Origin of the sequence: Comamonas aquatica, from assembly GCF_018064205.1 — a bacterium.
Taxonomy (GTDB): domain Bacteria; phylum Pseudomonadota; class Gammaproteobacteria; order Burkholderiales; family Burkholderiaceae_C; genus Comamonas; species Comamonas aquatica.
This window is the reverse complement of sequence record NZ_CP072916.1, coordinates 2,304,756-2,319,637: the sequence shown is the minus strand read 5'-3', so window position 1 is coordinate 2,319,637 and position 14,882 is coordinate 2,304,756. Positions and strand designations below refer to the sequence as shown.

Annotated in this window: 11 protein-coding genes and 1 riboswitch; of the genes, 8 read left to right on the top strand and 3 right to left on the bottom strand. The window is 63.5% G+C overall.

Annotation, left to right across the window (positions count from 1 at the left end; genetic code table 11):
• Positions 1-8: 8 nt before the first annotated feature.
• The gene (gene hemC, locus KAQ61_RS11000) at positions 9-944 is read right to left on the bottom strand and encodes a hydroxymethylbilane synthase (protein WP_210929196.1); all 936 of its coding nucleotides are present in this window, start codon (positions 942-944) and stop codon (positions 9-11) included.
• 83 nt (positions 945-1,027) lie between these two features.
• Between hemC and ppc the strand changes: the two genes are divergently transcribed.
• Positions 1,028-3,886 carry a phosphoenolpyruvate carboxylase gene (gene ppc / locus KAQ61_RS10995; protein ID WP_210929195.1) on the top strand — a complete coding sequence of 953 codons (2,859 nt, stop codon included), beginning with the start codon at positions 1,028-1,030 and terminating at the stop codon, positions 3,884-3,886.
• 427 nt (positions 3,887-4,313) lie between these two features.
• On the opposite strand, the gene KAQ61_RS10990 is transcribed toward ppc, so the two are convergent.
• Complete coding sequence (locus tag KAQ61_RS10990; RefSeq protein ID WP_210929194.1) at positions 4,314-4,769, bottom strand: Fur family transcriptional regulator; 456 nt, start codon at positions 4,767-4,769, stop codon at positions 4,314-4,316.
• 112 nt (positions 4,770-4,881) lie between these two features.
• Positions 4,882-5,898, bottom strand: coding sequence for a cytochrome-c peroxidase (locus KAQ61_RS10985; protein WP_043386976.1), 1,017 nt, complete (start codon positions 5,896-5,898; stop codon positions 4,882-4,884).
• Positions 5,899-6,223: 325 nt separating this feature from the next.
• On the opposite strand from KAQ61_RS10985, the gene KAQ61_RS10980 reads away from it, so the two are divergent.
• The 7 genes from KAQ61_RS10980 (at position 6,224) to KAQ61_RS10950 (ending at position 14,870) form a co-directional block, all read left to right on the top strand.
• Positions 6,224-7,870 carry an acyl-CoA synthetase gene (locus KAQ61_RS10980; RefSeq protein ID WP_183301902.1) on the top strand — a complete coding sequence of 549 codons (1,647 nt, stop codon included), beginning with the start codon at positions 6,224-6,226 and terminating at the stop codon, positions 7,868-7,870.
• A gap of 114 nt (positions 7,871-7,984) precedes the next feature.
• Positions 7,985-8,103: riboswitch (TPP riboswitch) on the top strand.
• A gap of 309 nt (positions 8,104-8,412) precedes the next feature.
• A complete protein-coding gene (gene thiC / locus KAQ61_RS10975; RefSeq protein WP_244982871.1) occupies positions 8,413-10,347 on the top strand; it encodes a phosphomethylpyrimidine synthase ThiC in 1,935 nt (644 codons plus the stop codon).
• 45 nt (positions 10,348-10,392) lie between these two features.
• Positions 10,393-10,593, top strand: a complete 201-nt coding sequence (locus KAQ61_RS10970; protein WP_210929193.1) for a hypothetical protein — start codon at positions 10,393-10,395, stop codon at positions 10,591-10,593.
• A 117-nt stretch (positions 10,594-10,710) separates the two neighbouring features.
• Positions 10,711-11,151: a tripartite tricarboxylate transporter TctB family protein gene (locus tag KAQ61_RS10965; RefSeq protein ID WP_210929192.1), complete on the top strand. Its 441-nt coding sequence runs from the start codon at positions 10,711-10,713 to the stop codon at positions 11,149-11,151.
• A gap of 8 nt (positions 11,152-11,159) precedes the next feature.
• Complete coding sequence (locus KAQ61_RS10960; RefSeq protein ID WP_042413897.1) at positions 11,160-12,659, top strand: tripartite tricarboxylate transporter permease; 1,500 nt, start codon at positions 11,160-11,162, stop codon at positions 12,657-12,659.
• Positions 12,660-12,776: 117 nt separating this feature from the next.
• A complete protein-coding gene (locus KAQ61_RS10955) occupies positions 12,777-13,472 on the top strand; it encodes a response regulator transcription factor (RefSeq protein ID WP_042413894.1) in 696 nt (231 codons plus the stop codon).
• On the top strand, positions 13,473-14,870 hold the full coding sequence (locus KAQ61_RS10950; protein ID WP_210929191.1) for a sensor histidine kinase: 1,398 nt from the start codon (positions 13,473-13,475) through the stop codon (positions 14,868-14,870).
• The last annotated feature ends 12 nt before the right edge of the window (positions 14,871-14,882 follow it).

The window sequence follows — 14,882 nt, the reverse complement described above, 5'->3', positions numbered from 1 at the left end:
CGGCAGTGCTATGCGTTGCTGCAGACCTTGGCACCGCCCGCCTGCAGGCGGCGTGCTACGTCCGTACCCAGGGCTTCGGCCTGTTCCAGCGTGGAAACTGGGGCGGTCTGTTGCACCTGCACTAGCGGCAGGACGCCTTCGGGGTCGCCCCAGGCGGCATCCAGGCGCATCTGGCCCGCGTCCAGCACGGCATGGGCGGCCAGGGGGACCGAGCAGCTGCCCCCCATGCCGCGGCTGACGGCACGCTCGGCGGCCACGCGCAGCCAGGTTGGCATGTGGACCAGCGGTGCCAATGCCTGCGCCAGGTCCTGGCGGTCGGTGCGAATCTCGATGCCCAGGGCGCCCTGGCCCGCGGCGGGCAGCATGGCGGTGGGCTCGAAGATGCTGCGGATGCGGTCGGTCATGCCCAGGCGCTTCAGGCCTGCTGCGGCGAGAACGATGGCGTCGTACTGGCCTTCGTCCAGTTTGCGCAGGCGGGTGTCGAGGTTGCCGCGCAAGGGTTCGATCTTCAGGTCGGGGCGCAGCGCCTGCAGCAGCACCTGGCGGCGCAGGCTGGACGTGCCGACGACAGCGCCCTGGGGCAGGGCATCCAGGTCGGCGTAACGGGGCGACACGAAGGCGTCACGGGGGTCTTCGCGCTCCATCACGCAGGCCAGGGCAAAGCCATCCGGCATGTCCATGGGCACGTCCTTGAGCGAGTGCACGGCGATGTGGGCGGTGCCTTCTTCCAGGGCCACTTCCAGCTCCTTGACGAACAGCCCCTTGCCACCGACCTTGGACAGGGTGCGGTCCAGGATCTGGTCGCCCTTGGTGGTCATGCCCAGCAGTTGCACCTGGTGCCCCTGTGCTTGCAGCAAGGCCTTGACATGCTCGGCCTGCCACAACGCCAGGCGGCTCTCACGGGTGGCGATGACAAGCGGGGGGAGGGGTGTGGCGAGGGTCATGACTTCAGTGGTTTGGCGTGTGCCTTCGGATCAACGGGGGATGCTAGCATGGCAAGTTGCCATAGAAACCGGTGGGAGTATTCATGAAAAAGCTTGCTGCGCGAAAGAACGACCAAGATCAAAACGCTGCTTCTTTGCAGGCCAGGGCGGCACGCAAGCACGACAAGGATTTGCCGCTGATCGAGGACATCCGTCTGCTGGGGCGCATTCTGGGCGACATCATTCGCGAGCAGGAAGGGGTCGCGGTCTATGAGCTGATCGAGCAGGTGCGCCAGTTGTCGGTGGCCTTTCGCCGCGACCACGACCATGAGGCCGACAAGGCGCTGAAGAAGCTGCTCAAGGGGCTGAGCACGGACCAGACGGTCAGTGTGATCCGTGCCTTCACCTACTTTTCCCATCTGGCGAACCTGGCTGAAGACCGGCACCACATCCGTCGCCGGGCGGTGCACGAGCGTGCCGGCAATACGCAGGAGGGCAGCGTCGAGGTGGCCCTGTCGCGCCTGCGCTGGGCCGGCATCACGCCCGATGAGATCGCGCAGACCCTGGCCCAGGCCTATGTCTCCCCGGTGCTGACGGCCCACCCCACCGAGGTGCAGCGGCAGAGCATCTTGCAGGCCGAGCACGACATCGCCCGCCTGCTGGTGGAGCGCGATGACATCCAGGCCCGTGCCCAGCTGTTCAACAGCGCCAAGGACGCACTCACGCCGCGTGAACTGGCCAGCAATGAGTCCATGTTGCGTGCCCGCGTGGCGCAGCTGTGGATGACGCGCTTGTTGCGGTATTCCAAGCTCACGGTGGCCGATGAAATCGAAAACGCCTTGAGCTATTACGAGGCCACTTTTCTGCGCGAAGTGCCCAGGATCTACGCTGCGCTGGAGGATGCGCTGGAAGGGCGTTCCATCCACAGCTTCCTGCGCATGGGGCAGTGGATTGGCGGGGATCGCGATGGCAACCCGAATGTCACGGCCGACACACTGAAGCTGGCGCTGTGCCGCCAAAGCGAAGTGGTGCTGCGCCACTACCTGACCGAGGTGCACTACCTGGGGGCCGAGCTGTCCATGTCGGTGCGCCTGGTGGATGTGTCGGCAGCAATGCGGGCGCTGGCGAATGCATCCCCGGACAGCAATCCACACCGCCAGGACGAACCTTATCGCCGTGCCTTGACCGGTATTTATGCGCGTCTGGCCGCCACGCTGGAACACCTGACTGGGGGGCAAGCGGCCCGCCATGCCGTGGCGCCGCAGAACCCGTATGTGCAGGCCGAGGAACTGCTCAGCGATCTGCTGGTGATTGGCGATTCCCTGCGTGCCCACCATGGCGAGAGCCTAGCCGCGCAGCGCCTGAACCCCTTGATTCGCGCGGTGAAGGTGTTCGGTTTCTGCCTGTCGACGGTGGATTTGCGCCAAAGCTCGGACAAGCATGAGGCGGTGGTGGCGGAGTTGGTGGCGGTGGCCCAGGTCGACGCCAACTACGCGCAGCTGGATGAGGCCCACAAGTGCGCGTTGCTGCAGCGTTTGTTGCAGGAGCCGCGGCCACTGCGCGTGGTGGCCGGTCAGTATTCGGATTTGGCCTGCAGTGAACTGGCGATTTTCGAGGCTGCCAAGGAGATGCGTGCCCGTTATGGGCGGGATGCCATCATCCACTACATCATCAGCCACACCGAAACAGTTAGCGACCTGCTGGAAGTGCTGCTGCTGCAAAAAGAGGTGGGCCTGCTGCAGGGCTGCCTGGACCAGCCGGATGCCCGACTGGATCTGATCGTCGTGCCCTTATTTGAGACCGTCGGTGATCTGCGCGCCGCCGCCGACATCATGCAGGCCTACTACGCCATCCCCGGTGTAGCCGCGCTGCTGCAGCGTTCGGGCGGCGTGCAGGACATCATGCTGGGTTATAGCGACAGCAACAAGGATGGCGGCATTTTCACCAGCAACTGGGAGCTGTACCAGGCCGAGCTGGCGCTGGTAGAGCTGTTCGATCAACTGGGTCAGCAGCATGGCTTGCGGCTGCGCATGTTTCATGGCCGTGGCGGCACGGTGGGCCGCGGCGGTGGCCCCAGCTACCAGGCCATCCTGGCGCAGCCCCCAGGCACCGTGCGCGGCCAGATCCGTCTGACCGAGCAGGGCGAGGTGATTGCCTCCAAGTATGCGAATCCGGAGATCGGCCGGCGCAACTTGGAGACCCTGGTTGCCGCCACGCTGGAGGCCACGTTGCTGCAGCCCACCAAGCCGGCCACCAAGGCCTATCTGCAGGCGGCAGAGCAGCTGTCCCAGGCCAGCATGGCGGCCTATCGCAAGCTGGTGTACGAGACCCCGGGGTTTGCCGACTACTTCTTCGGCTCCACACCCATCCGGGAGATTGCCGAACTCAACATCGGCTCACGCCCGGCGTCACGCAAAGCCACGCAGGCGATTGAAGATCTGCGTGCCATCCCCTGGGGGTTCAGCTGGGGGCAGTGCCGCTTGACCTTGCCAGGCTGGTATGGCTTTGGTTCTGCGGTGGAGGCCTTTGTGCAGCTGGAGGGGGCGGATCCACGCCGTCAGCTGGCATTGCTGCAAAAAATGTACCGCCAGTGGCCGTTTTTCCGCACGCTGCTGTCGAACATGGACATGGTCATCGCCAAAAGCGATCTGGCCCTGGCATCGCGCTACAGCGAGCTGGTGACCGACACCCGCCTGCGCAAACGCATCTTCTCCAGCATCGAAGCCGAGTGGCTGCGCACCACCGATGCCTTGGCGCGCATCACGGAAGAGAAGGACCGCTTGGCCAGTAACCCGGCGCTGGCGCGTTCGATTCGCCACCGTTTCCCGTACATCGACCCGCTGCACCACCTGCAGGTGGAACTGGTGCGGCGCTGGCGTGCCGGTCAGGTGGATGAACGCCTGAAAAACGGCATCCATATCTCCATCAACGGGATCGCGGCCGGCTTGCGCAACACGGGCTGATTCTCTACGTCGCGCACGCTTGAAAAACTCCATCCAGTGCGCCCAGGGCGCTGGGTGGAGTTTTTTTACGTGGCCCAAGAAAAAAGGCCTGCATCAGTGATGCAGGCCTGGCCTCCTCCGCTCTGGTGAGTCCCAGAGCATTCCTCATTTGTTTGTCTCGCCGCACTGTGTGTGGCGATGGGATGGATTGTAGGAACGAAATGGCAGTCTGTCAGCAGAAAGGCCATTTTTTCGTAAAAGATGTCTTATATAAAACATGTTTTCTTTTGGTGATAAAAGGCATTCTTTGAGAGACATATTTTTGTTTTAAGTGATTGATTTTTAAATGATTAATAGATTTCTATAATTATTGAATGGCAAGATTGATCATTGGGTTTTTTGCAAATACCCCACCCGGGATGTCAGTCATTGACCCGGAAAAATGGCATCACTGAGGCTGGGGATGCACGGTTTTCTGGCGGACCCGCACGATGAGATCCAGACCCACCAGCTCCAGGTGTGCGGGAATGTCCGGAATGCTGGGCCACTGCAGCATTTCGGCCGGCAGGTCTTCCAGGGTTCCCGTGTCTTCATGGTAGATGTGCGAGTGCGTGTCGGTGCGGGAGTCGTAGACCGTGCGCTCGGGATCCAGGCGCAAGGCACGCAGCAGGCCTTTTTCGACAAACAGCGGCAAGGTGTTATAGACCGTGGCCCGGGACAGGCTGGGCAGCAGCTTGCGTGCTGCGGCCAGGATGTCGTCGGCCGCCAGGTGTACGGGGGCATGCAGCAGCACCTGGGCAATCGCCATGCGCTGGCGTGTTGGCTGGATGTCCGCGCTGCGCAGCCGGGCTTCCAGGGCGTGTGGGGTGGTGGTGTGGGAGGCGGAAAGAGGCTGGGCTGTCATGTCGGTGGGTGGTGAGAACCTGAAAAAGCGGCATCCGCACAAGGCGCTGCAGCACCTTGGCGGATGAATGCGCGCTCAAAAGTCAGCGCAAAGTCCCGAGGACCAGACGTTCTTACTTTTTAGCGAAAGGCTGGGGGCGCGGGGTCTTGTCGCTGGAGGGCGGCAGGATGGGCATGGTCAACTGGGGCTGATCGCCGGTCAGGGTCTTCAGGAAGGCCACGATCTTGGCGTTCTCCTGGGGCGTGAACTTCTTGCCCAGCTGAATGCGGCCCATGGTGTCCACGGCTTCGCTCAGCGTGTCCGCCGCACCGTCGTGGAAGTAGGGGTAGGTCAGCTCGACGTTGCGCAGGGTGGGTACCTTGAAGTTGAAGCGGTCGGCATCGGTGCCGGTCACTGCCACGCGGCCTTCGGCGGGGTTGTTGGTCTTGTAGGCTTCGACCACGCCCATGCGCTGGAAGGAGTTGCCGCCCACGGCCGTGCCGTTGTGGCAGGCCACGCAGCCGCTGTCGCGGAACAGCTTGTAGCCTTCCAGCTCGTCCTTGCTCAGTGCCTTCTGGTCGCCCTTGAGCCACTTGTCAAAGCGCGAGTTGGGGGTCACCAGGGTTTCTTCGAAGGCGGCGATCGCATCGGTCACCTGGTCAATGTCGATCTTATCCTTCTTGAACACCTGCTTGAACTCGCCCAGGTAGCCGGGGATGGAGTTCAGCATGTCCACCGCCAGCTCGTGAGTGAACGCCATCTCCATGGGGTTGGCAATCGGACCACCGGCTTGTTCCTTCAGGTTGGCGGCACGGCCATCCCAGAACTGGGCCACGTTGAGGCTGGAGTTCAGCACCGTGGGCGAATTGATGGGGCCTTCGGCCCAGTTGTGGCCGATCGAGGTCTTGAGGTTGTCGCTGCCGCCCATGGACAGGTTGTGGCAGGAGTTGCACGAAATGAAGCCGGACTTGGACAGGCGTGGATCGAACCACAGCTTCTTGCCCAGTTCCACCATCGCGGGGTTGGTCACCTTGTGGGCGACCAGGGGAGAGATTGGCTCGTTGTTGGGGGACATCGCCCAGGTGGCGGCGGATGCCAGGGCTGCAACGGTCATGGCAGCAGCAACGAGGGGGCGCAGTTTGAGTTTCATGTGTGGCTCCAAAGCACTTGTCGTTTTCAAAGGCACGGACAACCCGGATCGAGCGGACCGTGGCCATCTGCTCCGTCTGGCGGTGCGACCTCAGGATGCACACAGGGTGTTCCCATGGATGACTTGGCTTAGACCCAGTCCAGATGGCAATCCCATTTCACTGGATACTGAAATTTGTGACATTGCGCCGCATCAAACCCAGGGCCGTTGCCGGTTTGTCAAGTGACTTGCGGACCCTGGGGGTCCACGCTTAGCATGCGTGCGGCCGGCGGTATGCCAACATACGGTCACGTCAAAAATCACAACCCACAGGGAGACAACAGCCATGACCAGCACCTTCGACCAACACCTGGATCGCAATGCCGCCAACTTTGCAGCGCTGACCCCGCTGAGCTTTCTAGAGCGCACCGCCAGCGTCTACCCCGAGCGCCTGGCCATCATCCACGGTGACTTGCGCCAGACCTGGGCGCAGACCTATGCGCGCTGCCGCCAGCTGGCCAGCAGCCTGCGCCAGGCCGGGATTGGCAAGAACGACACCGTGGCCGTGATCCTGCCGAATACACCGCCGATGGTGGAAGCCCACTTCGGCGTGCCCATGGCCGGGGCGGTGCTGAACACCTTGAACACGCGCCTGGATGCCGAGGCCCTGGCCTTCATGCTGGACCACGGCGAAGCCAAGGCCTTGATCGTGGACCCTGAGTTCGCACCGGTGATCGCCAAGGCCCTGCAGTTGCGCGAACGCACCCAACCCATTCTGGTGATCCAGGTGGACGATGCCCTGTACGGCGAGGCCGCCGTGCAGGTCGGCAGCATCCGCTACGAGGACTTCGTGGCCCAGGGCGATGCCGCCTATGCCTGGGAGCTGCCCGAGGACGAGTGGGATGCGATTGCCCTCAACTACACCAGTGGCACCACCGGCAACCCCAAAGGCGTGGTCTACCACCACCGCGGTGCAGCCATCAACGCCATCAGCAACGTGCTGGAGTGGGACATGCCCAAGCACAGCGTGTACCTGTGGACCTTGCCCATGTTCCACTGCAATGGCTGGTGCTTCCCCTGGACCGTGGCGGCCCGCGCCGGGGTCAATGTCTGCCTGCGTCGGGTCGAGGCCAAGGCCATCTTTGACGCCATGCGCGAGCACGGCGTCACCCACTACTGTGGTGCGCCCATCGTGCAATCCCTGCTGGTGAATGCGCCGGCTGAGCTCAAAGAGGGCATCCCTGCCGGGGTGAAGGCCATGGTGGCCGGTGCCGCGCCCCCGGCCTCGATGATCGAAGGCATGGAGGCCATGGGGTTCGACCTGACCCACGTCTATGGCCTGACCGAAACCTACGGCCCCGCCACCGTCTGCGCCAAGCACGCGCGCTGGGACCAACTCGACATTGGCGAGCGTGCCCGCCTCAATGCCCGCCAGGGCGTGCGCTACCACCTGCAGCGCGAAGTGCGGGTCATGGACCCCGAGACCCTGCAGCCCGTGCCCCTGGATGGCGAGACCATGGGTGAGATCATGTTCCGTGGCAACATCGCCATGAAGGGCTACCTCAAGAACCCCAGCGCCACGGACGATGCCTTCCGCGGCGGCTGGTTCCACAGCGGCGACCTGGCCGTGCAGTACCCCGATGGCTACATCCAGATCAAGGACCGCAGCAAGGACATCATCATCTCCGGCGGCGAGAACATCTCCTCGATCGAGGTCGAGGACGTGCTCTACCGCCACCCCGCCGTGCTGGCGGCGGCGGTGGTGGCCAAGCCCGACCCCAAGTGGGGCGAGACTCCGTGCGCCTTCCTGGAAATCAAGCCGGGCGCCCAGGTCAGCGAGGCCGACATCGTGGCCCACTGCAAGCAGCACCTGGCTGGCTACAAGGTGCCGCGCGCCGTGGTGTTTGGCGAACTGCCCAAGACCAGCACTGGCAAGATCCAGAAGTTCGAGCTGCGCAAGCAGGTCGGCTCGGCCAGTGCCATCGTGGTCTGATTTTCAGCATTGATAGCTGCCAGCGCATGCCTGACAAGCGCTGGAGTCGGTTTTGATGCTGAAAGCCTAGGCGTTTGCCCGGTGTCCAGTGCCGGCGCAGATGCGCCTATACTCACGGCTGCTCCGGGGTGTGCGAAAGCGCTGAGATGCGAACCGCTGTGAAAACAGTGGCCAGCGAACCCGACGAACTTGATCCGGTTCATACCGGCGGAAGAAGAGCGGGACCCTGAAGCAGGGCCAGGAATGGACAGGCACATGGGCTTTTGTAAGGCCAGGCAGGTGCCCACCATCCCCAGGCACAGCAAACCCCAGGCGCCTCGCGCACTGGGGTTTTGTCTTTTTGGGGATGGAACACCGGGCGTGGCAGCCTTGGTCGGAATCGGTGGATTCCGGTGGCGTCGGTCAGGCATTGTGGGAGCAATGCCAGGGCTGGAGCCAGGTGCAGGCGAAGGTGGATGGCGCCAGCCATCTCCCACGCCATCAGAGCGTCCCAGCACTCCACGGAGCGTTTGATGAACTTCACACGCTTTTTGGAGACTGCGATGAACGCCCCCGATGCCATCTTTACGCCCGCCGCCGGCAATGCCCCCGATGCCGCCCGTTTCGCCGACCTGCTGGCCCAGTCGCGCCAGCCATTTCCGGCATCCACCAAAAGCTACCTGAGCGGTGCCATCCACCCCGATCTGCGCGTGCCGGTGCGCGACATCGCGCTGACCAACGGCGAGCAGGTCAGCGTCTATGACACCTCGGGCCCCTACACCGACCCCACCGCCCATATCGACGTGCGCCAGGGCCTGGCCAGCGTGCGCGGCGCCTGGATCGAAGCGCGTCGTGACAGCGAGTTCTATGTCGGCCGCCCGCGCGTGGCGCTGGACGACGGCGGCAAGCGTGGCGAGGAAGACGCGCGCGTGGCCCAACTGCGCGCCGAGGCGGCCGCGCTGCAACGCCAGCCGCGCCGCGCCAAATCCGGCCAGAACGTGACCCAGATGCACTACGCCAAGCGCGGCATCATCACGCCCGAGATGGAATACGTGGCCCTGCGCGAGAACGGCCGCCGCGAATGGATGGCGCAGTACCAGCAGGACGCGGCGCGGGAAGCACGCCTGGCCGGCAACAGCCTGGGCGCCGCCATCCCCAAGATCATCACGCCCGAATTCGTGCGCGACGAAGTGGCGCGCGGCCGCGCCATCATCCCGGCCAACATCAACCACCCCGAGATCGAGCCCATGGCGATTGGGCGCAATTTCAAGGTCAAGATCAACGCCAACATCGGCAACTCGGCCGTGACCTCGAGCATCGAGGAAGAGGTGGAAAAGCTGGTCTGGGCCATCCGTTGGGGCGCGGACAATGTCATGGACCTGTCCACCGGCAAGAACATCCACACCACGCGCGACTGGATCGTGCGCAACTCGCCCGTGCCCATTGGCACCGTGCCCATCTACCAGGCGCTGGAGAAGGTCGGCGGCATTGCCGAAGACCTGACCTGGGAGATCTTCCGCGACACCCTGGTCGAGCAGGCCGAGCAGGGCGTGGACTACTTCACCATCCACGCCGGCGTGCGCTTGGCCTACATCCACCTGACGGCCCAGCGCCGCACCGGCATCGTCTCGCGTGGCGGCTCCATCATGGCCAAGTGGTGCATGGCCCACCACCGCGAAAGCTTCCTGTACGAGCACTTCGAGGACATCTGCGACATCATGAAGCAGTACGACGTATCCTTCAGCCTGGGTGACGGCCTGCGCCCTGGCTGTGCCTCGGACGCCAACGACGACGCCCAGTTTGCCGAACTCAAGACCCTGGGCGAGCTGACGCAAGTGGCCTGGAAGCACGACGTGCAGACCATGATCGAAGGCCCCGGCCACGTGCCCATGCACATGATCCAGGCGAACATGACCGAGCAGCTCAAGCACTGCCACGAGGCGCCGTTCTACACCCTGGGCCCGCTGACCATCGACATCGCCCCCGGCTACGACCACATCGCGTCGGCCATCGGCGCGGCCATGATCGGCTGGTTCGGCACGGCCATGCTGTGCTACGTGACGCCCAAGGAGCACCTGGGCCTGCCCGACCGCGACGACGTCAAGCAGGGCATCATTGCGTACAAGATCGCGGCCCACGCCGCCGACGTGGCCAAAGGCCACCCGGGCGCGCGTTCGCGCGACGATGCGCTGTCGCAAGCGCGTTTCGACTTCCGCTGGGAAGATCAGTTCAACCTGGGCCTGGACCCCGACACGGCGCGCGCCTTTCACGACGAAACCCTGCCCAAGGACAGCGCCAAGGTCGCCCACTTCTGCAGCATGTGCGGGCCCAAGTTCTGCTCCATGAAGATCACCCAGGAGGTGCGCGACTTTGCCAAGCAGCAGGGCGTGGCCGAAGAGCAGGGGATTGCCGCCGGCATGCAGGCCAAGGCCGAGGAGTTCAACCGCACGGGCGGGGAGTTCTACATCCCCATCGCCAGCGATACCACGGCGCGTTAAGTGCAAAATTGGCTATCAGCGCTTGTCTGGTAAGCGCTGATAGCTATGAAAAGCAAAGCGCCCCTGGGCTGCGGAATACCCCCGCTGGCCCAGGGGCGTGGCCGTGAGGTGGCGGGTGGTATTCAGGCACACGGCCTGGGGGCTTTGATGATTATTTTTTGCATTACCCGATGCCTGGATGATGTCGAAAAATTAATTCCTTTTAATAAAAAACTGCAAATCAATACCTGGATTGGATTTGCATGATTATTTTTTAATGTTTTGCATGAAGCGTGGTTAATATAATCTGCGCTAGGTGGTATTACGTAAAAAAATCGCCATTTCTGCCATGAAGATACGCCTCCTCAATGCAATGGAGGTGTGATGTTACCTAGAGATTTACGGGATATTCTGGCCGGCCTGTTTGTGGCCGCGGTCGGATTATTTTTTGCCATCGCTGGAAGCGGCTACGCCATGGGTTCCGCCGCGCGCATGGGGCCCGGGTATATGCCGGTGATCCTGGGCTGGGTGCTGTTTGCCCTGGGGGTGTTGATCGTGTTGCCCGCCTGGTTCCGCCAAGGCGACCGCATCGTCGTGCACTGGGACAGTCTGGCGGCTTCCTTGGGGTCGCTGGTGGTATTTGCCTTCTTGCTAAATACCCTGGGCGTATTTTTCAGCACCATGGTGGCCGTATTGGTGGCCAGCCTACCCAAACCGATGCACATGGGTATGCGCTTGGTGATTGCCGGCATCATTGCCGTGATTACCGTCCTGATTTTCATCGTCGGTCTGAATATGACGATTTCCATGTTTCCTGAATTCTGATTGTCACGATGGAACTATTCAATAATCTGTTGATGGGGCTGCAGGTGGCTTCCGATCCCACCATCCTGTGGTATTGCTTCCTGGGGGTGTTTCTCGGCACGGCCGTGGGCGTCCTGCCCGGCATCGGTGCCCTGGCGGCCATCTCGCTGCTGCTGCCGATGACCTACCACATGTCGCCCACCGCGGCGATCGTGATGCTGGCCGGCGTGTACTACGGCGCGCAGTACGGCGGATCGACGGCCTCGATCCTGATGAATTTGCCCGGGGGGCCCGCGTCGGCGGTCACCTGCCTGGATGGCTACCCGATGGCCAAGAACGGCAAGGCCGGCATTGCCCTGTTCATCACCACGATCGCGTCCCTGGTCGGCGCCATGATCGGCCTGGTGCTGCTGGTGCTGTTCTCGCCCGCGATTGCCGAGGTGGGCCTGAAATTCGGTCCCGCGGAACTGTTTGCCATGATGGTGCTGGGCCTGGTGGCGGCCTCGTCCATGGGCACCGGCTCCCCGGTCAAGGGGTTGGCGATGGTGGTCATGGGTGTGCTGCTGGGCATGGTGGGCACGGACGTGAATTCCGGTGCCGCCCGCTTCACCTTCGATATTCCGGAGCTGATGGACGGCATCAACCTGGTGGCCCTGGCCATGGGCCTGTTCGGTGTGGCCGAGGTGGTGCGCAACATCCACGGCCAGGACGACTCGCAGAAGGTGGAGAAGGTCACGCTGCGCTCCATGATCCCCGCGCGCGAGGAGATGAGGCGCAGCTATCCCGCCATGCTGCGTGGCTCGGCGCTGGGCTCGGCCCTGGGGGCGCTGCCAGGCGTGGGTCCGTCGATTGCCGCGTTCATGTCGTATGCGATTGAAAAGCGTGTGGCCAAGGACCCCAGCCAGTTTGGCCAGGGCGCCGTGCAAGGCATTTCTGCCCCCGAGTCCGCCAACAACGCCGCGGCGCAGACCGCCTTCGTGCCGTCGCTGTCGCTGGGCATTCCCGGGGATGCGGTGATGGCCATCATGCTGGGGGCGCTGATCATCCACGGCATCACGCCCGGGCCGATGCTCATTAACGAGCAGCCCGAAATGTTCTGGGGCCTGGTGGTCAGCTTTGCCATCGGCAATCTGATGCTGGTGCTGCTGAACATTCCCACCATCAGCATCTGGGTGTCGCTGCTGCGCATTCCGTTCACCTGGCTCTATCCCGCCATCCTGGTGTTCGTGGCCCTGGGGGTGTACAGCGTCAACAACAACCACTTCGACATCTACATGGTGGCCGGGCTGGGGGTGCTGGGCTACCTGTTCATGCTGCTGCGCTTCGAGGCCGCGCCACTGCTGCTGGGCTACATCCTGGGGCCGATGGTGGAGGAAAACCTGCGCCGCGCGCTGCTGCTGTCGCGTGGCGATCCGGCCATCTTCTTTGACCGGCCCATCAGTGCCACCCTGCTGTACGTGACCCTGGCCATGCTGGGCTGGACCCTGTTCAAGTTCCTGCGCCGCAGCCTACGTACATCTCACATCTGAGCGCGCTGCGCTTCCCGACAGAATGGCTCTGGGGCATGGTGGTGCCCCAGAGCCATTCGTGAACCTGCCGCCCCCTGGGGCGGCTTTGTCCTGTGCCCACCGTTGTGGTGTTGACGCATGAAGCATATTTTGTTGATTGAAGACGATGCAGCGATTGCGGAGTACATCTCCAGCAACCTGTGTCCAGCCACCTACCAGGTCGTGCATGTGACCGAGGCCAACAGCGGCCTGCAGCATGCGCTGTCACGCGCCTGGGATTGCATCTTGCTGGATCGCATGCTGCCCATGGGGGTGGATGGGCTGGATGTGCTCAAGGCCCTGCGGGCCGTGGCCAACACCACGCCGACCATGGTGGTCAGCGCGCTGGGCCAGACGGACGAGCGCGTGCGCTGCCTCAAGGCTGGGGCGGACGACTACCTGCCCAAGCCTTTCATCATGGAGGAGCTGGAGGCCCGCATCGAGGCCCTGGTGCGCCGCACGGCAACGTCCACGCCCCCAGCCAGCCATGTGCTGCAGCTGGGGGACCTGCAGGTGGACCTGATTGCGCACGCGGTGTTCCGCGCGGGCGAGCGGATCGCACTCAACCCGCGCGAATTCAAGCTGCTGGGCTATCTGCTGAAGAACGCCGGGCAGACCGTGACGCGCACCATGGTGCTGGAGAACGTCTGGGCCTACGACTTCCAGCCCGAGACCAACATCATCGACGTGCACATCAGCCACCTGCGGCAGAAGATTGACGTGGGCGGCGGGCCTTCGCTGATCCGCACGGTCCGCGGCATGGGCTACCGCATCGACGTGCCCGTGGCGATGTAAATGACCACGGCGACACACCCCGTGCTGGGGCCCTTGCACCGGGCCTGGAAATCCAGTTCCTTTCGGCTGGCGCTGTGCTTCAGCGCCGTGGTGGTCAGCATCCTGGTGGGCACGCTGTCCGTGTACTACGTGGAGATCGTGGGCACGGTCAGCCAGCGGCTGGATGACTACGCGCTGCGCAACAGCAAGCGCCTGCTCAGCGTGTATGCCCAGCAGGGTGAGGCCGGACTGGTGGAGGAGATCCAGCGCCTAGTCAGCGACGGCATCGACAGCCAGGACGAGATCTTCATTTATCAGCACCTGGATGGCGCGGTCTGGGCGGGCAATGCCACCATCGACCTGGTGCATGCGCCGCGCGTGGCGGCGCTGCAGGATTTGCCCGTGGAGCAGGAGGCGCGCAGCTTCAATGGCCGGCTCAAGATCGACGACCTGGGGCAGCAGCGCTTCTTGATTGTTGGCAGTGACCTGCAGGCCCTGACCGACATCCAGCACCGCTACATGAAGGCCACGGCGCTGGCACTGGGTCTGGCAGTGGGCCTGTCGCTGCTGGGCGCAATGGTGTTCCGCCGCCTGATGGACAAGCGCGCCGCGGAAGTCCGCCAGGCGATCCGCCAGGCTGGCCAGGGCAACCTGCACTTTCGCATTCCCATGAACCGCAAGAGCGATGAGTTCAGCCTGCTGGAGCAGGACATCAACCAGATGCTGGAACAGCTGGAGCAACTGGTGCGCGGTATCCGCCATGTCTCGCACATGGTGGCGCACAACCTGCGCACGCCGTTGAACCGTGCATTGCACCGGGTGCAGGCGGCCAAGCTGGCGCCGGAAAGCCTGCGCCCGGCGCTGCTGGACCAGGTGCAGGAGGAGCTGGACCACCTGCAGCGCCTGTTCAGCAAGATGCTGTTGCTGGCCGAGGTGGAGGCCGGGGTGGGGCAGCACAACTTCGAGCCCCTGGATCTGCAGCAGGTCCTGCAGGAGGTGCTGGAGTACTACGAACCGCTGTTCAGTGACCGGCAGGTGGAACTGCAGCTGGCACTGGAGCCCGGTGGCTGGGTGCTGGGGGACTCGCACCTGCTGGCGAATGCGATGTCCAACCTGCTGGACAACTTCCTGAAATACGGGCTGTCCGCCGAGCAGCGCTGCCTGGAAGTGCACCTGCAGCGCCAGGGCCACGAGGTGCAACTGCGGTTGCGCGACCATGGTGCCGGCGTGGCGCCCGCGATGCTCGAGCGCCTGTCCGAGCATTTCGTGCGCGACCCGCAGCACCAGCAGCAGCCGGGGCATGGCCTGGGGTTGGCCAGTGTCAAGGCCATCGTGCGCTTGCACCAGGGGCGCATCGGCTGGCGGCTGGCGCAGCCTGGGCTGGAGACCTGGGTGCGCCTGCCGTTGCACCAGCCCTGAACGGAGGCCGGG

Bases quoted from the DNA above. Each gene is read 5' to 3' on its own strand.
- hemC (WP_210929196.1), bottom strand. From the start codon at position 944: ATGACCCTCGCCACACCCCTCCCCCCGCTTGTCATCGCCACCCGTGAG.
- ppc (WP_210929195.1), top strand. From the start codon at position 1,028: ATGAAAAAGCTTGCTGCGCGAAAGAACGACCAAGATCAAAACGCTGCT.
- KAQ61_RS10990 (WP_210929194.1), bottom strand. From the start codon at position 4,769: ATGACAGCCCAGCCTCTTTCCGCCTCCCACACCACCACCCCACACGCC.
- KAQ61_RS10985 (WP_043386976.1), bottom strand. From the start codon at position 5,898: ATGAAACTCAAACTGCGCCCCCTCGTTGCTGCTGCCATGACCGTTGCA.
- KAQ61_RS10980 (WP_183301902.1), top strand. From the start codon at position 6,224: ATGACCAGCACCTTCGACCAACACCTGGATCGCAATGCCGCCAACTTT.
- thiC (WP_244982871.1), top strand. From the start codon at position 8,413: ATGAACGCCCCCGATGCCATCTTTACGCCCGCCGCCGGCAATGCCCCC.
- KAQ61_RS10970 (WP_210929193.1), top strand. From the start codon at position 10,393: ATGAAAAGCAAAGCGCCCCTGGGCTGCGGAATACCCCCGCTGGCCCAG.
- KAQ61_RS10965 (WP_210929192.1), top strand. From the start codon at position 10,711: ATGTTACCTAGAGATTTACGGGATATTCTGGCCGGCCTGTTTGTGGCC.
- KAQ61_RS10960 (WP_042413897.1), top strand. From the start codon at position 11,160: ATGGAACTATTCAATAATCTGTTGATGGGGCTGCAGGTGGCTTCCGAT.
- KAQ61_RS10955 (WP_042413894.1), top strand. From the start codon at position 12,777: ATGAAGCATATTTTGTTGATTGAAGACGATGCAGCGATTGCGGAGTAC.
- KAQ61_RS10950 (WP_210929191.1), top strand. From the start codon at position 13,473: ATGACCACGGCGACACACCCCGTGCTGGGGCCCTTGCACCGGGCCTGG.